The sequence below is a fragment of the Candidatus Sordicultor fermentans genome, assembly GCF_012728195.1.
Taxonomy (GTDB): domain Bacteria; phylum Atribacterota; class Atribacteria; order Atribacterales; family Caldatribacteriaceae; genus Sordicultor; species Sordicultor fermentans.
Genome location: NZ_JAAYFP010000051.1, coordinates 1 through 6,026, shown reverse-complemented (window position 1 = coordinate 6,026; position 6,026 = coordinate 1). Strand labels below are relative to the sequence as shown.

At 44.0% G+C, this 6,026-nt stretch carries 4 protein-coding genes; all 4 read left to right on the top strand.

Translation table 11 applies throughout. From position 1 onward, the window contains the following. Positions 1–210: 210 nt before the first annotated feature. The 4 genes from GXZ17_RS02590 to holA all read left to right on the top strand — a co-directional run bounded on the left by GXZ17_RS02590 (position 211) and on the right by holA (position 6,002). A complete protein-coding gene (locus tag GXZ17_RS02590; RefSeq protein ID WP_409375732.1) occupies positions 211–447 on the top strand; it encodes a tyrosine-type recombinase/integrase in 237 nt (78 codons plus the stop codon). 1,088 nt (positions 448–1,535) lie between these two features. Beyond that, positions 1,536–2,828, top strand: coding sequence for a diphosphate--fructose-6-phosphate 1-phosphotransferase (pfp, locus tag GXZ17_RS02585; protein ID WP_409375731.1), 1,293 nt, complete (start codon positions 1,536–1,538; stop codon positions 2,826–2,828). Between the two features lie 32 nt (positions 2,829–2,860). Then, positions 2,861–5,089 carry a ComEC/Rec2 family competence protein gene (locus tag GXZ17_RS02580; RefSeq protein ID WP_409375730.1) on the top strand — a complete coding sequence of 743 codons (2,229 nt, stop codon included), beginning with the start codon at positions 2,861–2,863 and terminating at the stop codon, positions 5,087–5,089. Beyond that, entirely contained in the window at positions 5,070–6,002 is a 933-nt protein-coding gene (gene holA / locus GXZ17_RS02575) for a DNA polymerase III subunit delta (RefSeq protein WP_409375729.1), read from the top strand. Before GXZ17_RS02580 ends, holA begins: the two co-directional genes overlap by 20 nt. Positions 6,003–6,026: the final 24 nt, after the last annotated feature.

The following is a 6,026-nucleotide window of genomic DNA, read 5'->3' as shown; positions in this document are numbered from 1 at the left end:
TGTATAAGAAAAGCTGTCGGAGCTATGTTACATTGCTCATCTTTTTAGACACCAAAATAAGACCTTTTGAGCTGATTTTCTAACTATTGATCGAACTAATCTTATTCGTGGGTCTCTGTTGGTGGAGGGAAAAGTAGAAAAGGAAAGAGAAGTTTATGCGGGAAAAACTTTGCGTAAAGAAATGAGCCGGTGGTTAAAAAGGAGGAGCTTATGTCTTTACGAAGGCCGGTGTTTATCACTCAAGACGGGAGATCGCTTAAAAAGCGAGGGGTGGAACAAATCGTTGAACGCTTATCTAAAAAAGTGGGAATTCAGAGGGTAAGATGTTCTCCTCATGCTCTACGCCATGTTCTTGCTACCAACCTCATTACAAAGGAGGGTGAGAAAAAGGGAATAATTTTCCAAAAATTATTCCTCCCCCCTATTGACGAACTTAAGAAATGGTGACATATTACATTTGCCATCGGTTCTGAGGAGTTAAGCCGGAGGATGGAAAAAAGAGCTTCTGTTTGAAAGATAAGAAGCTCAAAGCTTTTGAGTGGAAGTCCATCCTGAAGTTTCTCGCTAAATGCGAGAAAGAAAAGGCTAAGGTTTGTCGGGACCGATGGCTTTTTGTTTGCTCTTTAGCCCTCTTTAAACCCTGTAAACCCCTCTCAGGTTTTATAGTCTCCTTGTAGTTTTCTTGCCTCTCTTTTATAAGATTGCTATTTCTGGCATAGCAACCTCCTCTTTCTTTACTGAATGGAGTTCAAAAAAAAGATCGCCACGCCCGGAAAAAAAACCAGGTCTTTCTCCGTGGTCCTTATCCTCTGTGTTCTTTTTTTATCTTTTGGGGGGGTTGATAAGGGGTAAGACCTCCCTTATTGTTCTCATCTATTTTACCTTTAAAGGTTTACGTCATAGACTGTGTTTTTACGACCCTCGCGATGAGGAGATGAGAAAACTACCGTTCCTGAAGATGTTTATCAGAAATCCAAACCATAGGTAAGACTATTTAGATTCCCGATTGAAAGCTTTAGAAATGACGGAAAAAGGAGGAAAACATCCCTATCATTTTTTCCTTATCCGTTACTGCAAGCAACAATCTTCTTTTGTCACCGCGAGAAGCCCCTTTTTCTCTTTTGCAAGGAGGAAATCCTGAAGCAATCTCGCTTTTTTTGAGCCTCAAAATACCAAAAAGCAAGCTACAATGAGCTTCGCGGTCAGCTTTAATGAGGAGCGCGCTAAAATAAGAGGCAAAGAGCGCTCACACGAGAGAGAAAAAAGAAGTGAATTAAAGCTCTCGGATATTGAAGGATACGACAACGTTATGGTAAGATTTGGCTGAGAGAAACAACTTTTAACCAGTCAAGCGAACAATTTATAGAGAGGGAGGGAGCGGAAACTCGCCAAAACTCTGAGAAATAAAGGTTTTTGCGGGCGTAGCGCAGCCTGGTTAGCGCGCTTGACTCAGGTCAAAAGGTCGGCTGTTCAAACCAACTTATTCTCTGACAGAGAAAAATTTAACTGAAAGTTCTGGGGAAAGGAGGAACGAAATGAGAGATAAAAAATTAGCTATACTGGTAGGAGGAGGTCCTGCTCCGGGCATCAATGGAGTAATTGGTTCAGTAGCTATCGCTGCTCGAGAAAGGGGTCTGGATGTAGTAGGGATTTATGATGGGTTTAAGTGGATTTCTAGCTCCTCTTTTAACCCCGCAGTGCATTCTGTCCCTTTGGAAATTGCTCAAGTTTCTCGTATTCACATGGAGGGAGGCTCCGTTCTCCGCACCGCCCGAGATAGCCTGGTGAGCAAAGGGCAAATAGACCAGAATAAAGTGGCCAACGTGAAAAAAGTTGTGGAAGAGCTGGGGATAGGATATCTTGTAACTATTGGTGGAGACGACACCGCTTTTAGCTCCAGCATTGTAGCCCGGGAGATGAAAGGAGAGCTACTGGTGGCTCATGTTCCCAAAACCATTGATAACGACCTTCCTCTTCCTGGTAACATGCCCACTTTTGGTTTCCAGACAGCAAGGGAAGTGGCTACCCAGATAGTGAAAAATCTGATGGAAGACGCCAAAACCACCGGACGCTGGTACATAGTGGTGATGATGGGACGCTCTGCTGGACATCTCGCTTTAGGAGTGGGAAAGTCTGCTGGAGCGCATCTTGTTATAATCCCCGAGGAGTTTGGCGAGAGAACAGTAAAAGTAGAAGAAGTGTGTGACATTATCGAGTCTTCCATGATTAAGCGAAAAGCCCTGGGAAGAAGCGATGGAATAGCAATTGTTGCCGAAGGAGTGGCTTTGAAGTTTGGCGACGTAGAAGAGATAGAAAAAATGCTGGGAAGACCTGTCCCTCGTGACCCCCATGGTCATGTGCGTCTGGCCGAAGTGCCTCTGGGAACACTATTGAAGGATGAAATTGCTCGCCGCTTTGAAGCTCGAGGAGAAAAAATCACCATGGTAACCGGAGACGTGGGGTATGAGCTGAGGTGTGCGCCACCTGTGGCCTTTGATATGGAATACACGCGGGAGTTGGGGTATGGAGCAGTGAACTATCTTTTAAGTCCCGACTATAGTCTGGATATGAAGAAAAAGGGAGCCATGATTAGCATTTTAGAAGGCGTGCTAAACCCCATTCCTTTCCCGGAAATAATGGACCCGGAGACGGGAAGAACTAAAGTACGGACTGTGGACATCAATTCGTACTCTTACGAGGTAGCTCGTTCTTATATGATTCGTCTGGAGAAAAAAGATTTAGAAGACGAAGAGATGCTTACTGGGTTAGCACAGGCTGCTAACTTAAGTAAAGAAGAATTTAAGGCTCGTTTTAGTAAAGTAGTATAGGCTGCCGGGGCCGCGCGAGCGGCCCCCTTTCTATGACTTCCTTTTTTCGTTATCCTGCCTTCTGGGTAGTAGTTGCTGCACTGGCGGGTTTCTTTTTGCAGAGTTATTTTTCTTTTTCTCTCCTCTGGCTGTTTTTATTCCTTTTCCTTTCCCTTTTTCTTGCAGTTTTATCTTTCTCCCGGAGCCGAATTTTTTTCTGGAGCATAATAGTGGTGTGGCTGGCGGTGGGCGCTACAGTGCATGCTTTAAGTTTTGACCTACCTCGAGAAATGGTCCTGAGAGAAGAAGGCAAGACCATTACCATTCAAGGAAATCTGATAGAAAAAAACAATCGTTATTTCATTACCCGGACCTCTAACCTCTCTTTTTATTCTCCTTCTTTACTTCTCCGGGGGGGAGATTTTAAGCCTGAAGAGTGGGGATATAGAGTTCGTATCCGTGCTGTGGTGCGCAGCTTCAATTCTTGCTCTAACCCCGGGGTAATGGATTTTCGCCTTTTCTGGGGAAGGAAAAGAGTTCCTGCTTATCTTGAGGTGGAAAGCTGGGAGGTGGTCTCTCCTCCTCGAGGGTGGTTTTCTCTGATGCACCAGGTGGAGGGAAAGAAGGGGGAATTTCTTTCTTCATGGAAGGAAGAGCTACAGGATGAATATCCCTGGTTTTCTGCTCTTCTTGTGGGGGTGAAAGAAGAAGAGTTTGAGGAAAGAAGGGATTTGCTCCAGGAAGTGGGCATCTATCATGCTTTTTGTGTATCGGGGTTGCACCTTGCTCTTCTGGGGGGAATAATCTGGTTTTTCTTGAACCGGATAACTTTCATAAAGCGATTCTCCTGGATAGGGGCTTTATTTTTTACCTTCTGGTATTTGCTTTTTTGTAGCATTTCTCCCTCTTCTTTTCGAGCCTGGCTCTTTTTTAGCCTGGGTCTCTGGGGAAAAATAAAAGGTCGCCACACTCTTCCTGTCTCTTCTTTGTTGACTGCCTTTCTTATCATGTTTTTGCTTCAGCCTGAGGTGGTCTATGATGCGGGGGCGCAGCTGTCTTTTGCTTCCACTGCCGGGATTCTTTTTTTGATGGATTATGGAGAAAACTTCCGGAATAAAAAGCACTTTCTCCTTGGCTATCTCGGGAGAGGGGTTTTTCTCACTTTCAGTGTTTATGTTTTTAACCTTCCCTTTTTGATTTTCCGGGGTTTTTCGTTTTCTTCTCTTTCTCTTTTGGGAAATTTGCTGGTTTTACCTCTCCTTGAAGCTGCTCTTTTTCTCTCTTTTTTGAGTGCTTTTCTGGGTGGAATCGTCTTTCTTCGCCCTCTTCTTGCCTTTCTTTTGAGAAGCGCTCTTCGGGCTTCTCTTTTTGTTTCTGCATTTTTAGAAGAGCATGTTCCTCATTTTTTCTGGGATTTTTCTCAGATAAGAAATCAGCTGTGGGGATGGGTTTTCTGGCTCTCTCTTCTCGGGTTTTTTATTTTTCTCATCAGACGAGAGAGGAAAAAGTTAATATGGGGTGCTGTTTTAGTCGGTGTTCTTTTAGTGGGGGGACTTTATCTTTTCCTTCCCCCACCTCTTGAGTTCTGGGTTTTTGACGTAGGACAGGGTCTGGCAACGGGGATAGTAGAGGAAAGGACAATGAGCTTTATCGATGCCGGAGGAATAATAAGGGGCTATGGTAATACAGGAAAAGCAGTTTTAGAAAAATTTATCCACTATCGGGATATAGAGAAAGTTGACTATGTTTTTCTCACCCATCTTCACCAAGACCACTCTGCAGGTATAGAGCCACTATCTTCCTCTTTTCCCGAGCTTGCAGTATTAAGTCTTCCTTATTTTCCCAATTTTTCTTGTTTTCCTCTTTCTTCTCGTGCTCAGTTAGAAATCTTTCCCATCCAGGGCAAGAAAGAAAACGAGCAGGCTCTGGTTTTTCGGTTGACTTTACCTCATTTACGGATTTTAATTTGTGGAGATGTGGAAGAAGAAGGAATAAGATATCTTATGGGGTGGGGAGAGGAAAACTTGAAAGCCGAGGTGGTGATACTTCCCCATCACGGTAAATATGTCAGCAACATGGCAGAGCTTCTCTCCCTTTGTGATTGTGAGGTGGCAGTAATTTCTTGTGGAGAAAATAGCTACGGGCACCCCAGCCCCGAGACCATAAAGTTGCTTGCCGACTTAAACTTGCCTTATTTTATAACTCAAGAAGATGGGGCGATTTGTTTTCGCCCCACAGGAAAAAGTTGGGAGGTTAAAAGATTTGGGAAAGGTAGAATTTAAAACCTGGATGAACCAGGATATAAAAGGTAGATGTTTTGTTCTGGAGCTCGCGGTGGGAGGAAAATATTTTGAAGACCACTGCTGGCCACAAATTGTGGAAAAGCTGGGAGGGGGAAAAGTGGTGAGGATTAAAGGGAAAAAGGAGTGGGAAGAAAAAGGGGGAGGGGCGATTTTACCTTCTCTTTTCGGGGAGAAGAAGATTCTGTTGCTGGAGGATTTGGAAGAAAGTCTCGCTCTGAAAGTAAAAAACATCAGCTCTCCCCATTTTCTGGTATTTATCTCTTCAGGCTGGAGGGGAGGAAAGGAGTGGAGTGATGACACCTGGATAAAAGTAGAGCCTCCTCGCTATGATCTGGAAAACTTTTGGAAAAAGAGTGCAAAGAACAAGGGAATATTCTTAGACAATCAAGTTCTCCGGTCTCTTTCTCGCTGGAGCAAGGAATACGATTGGGGAGAGGAAGATGTAGAACAGTTTTTGAGCCAGTTTTCAGAAGGGGAAATCGTAAAAATGGAAGACGTAGAGCTTTACTTTGAGAAAAACGAGCGAACGCTCCTTTTTCGCTTTCTGGACGCCACAGGAGAGAGAAACCTGGAAGGAGCTATTTTCTACCTTCGCTCTCTACTGCAGATTGGTTTTTCTCCCTCTTTGCTTTTAACCAACGTTGCTCGTCGCTTTCGTCTCCTGTGGCAAGCTCAGGAGACGAAAGAAGAAACTGTAGACCTATGGTCAGGCAGAAAACTCAGCCCTTTTGAGTGGAGAGAAAAAATTCTAAAAAACAAGAATAAATATAACTTAGAAGAAATACAAAGAGCTTTTGAAATTCTCTACCAGGTAGATAAAGCACTAAAAACCCGGAATCCCGAGCCAGAAGCTTTACTTCTGGGGATGTTGGTAAAAATAATGGCTAAGTAAGAGAGCTTTCGTGCTGAGCAGCAG

Excerpts from the sequence above, each read along its gene's own strand:
- GXZ17_RS02590 (WP_409375732.1), top strand. The coding sequence starts at position 211 with ATGTCTTTACGAAGGCCGGTGTTTATCACTCAAGACGGGAGATCGCTT.
- pfp (WP_409375731.1), top strand. The coding sequence starts at position 1,536 with ATGAGAGATAAAAAATTAGCTATACTGGTAGGAGGAGGTCCTGCTCCG.
- GXZ17_RS02580 (WP_409375730.1), top strand. The coding sequence starts at position 2,861 with ATGACTTCCTTTTTTCGTTATCCTGCCTTCTGGGTAGTAGTTGCTGCA.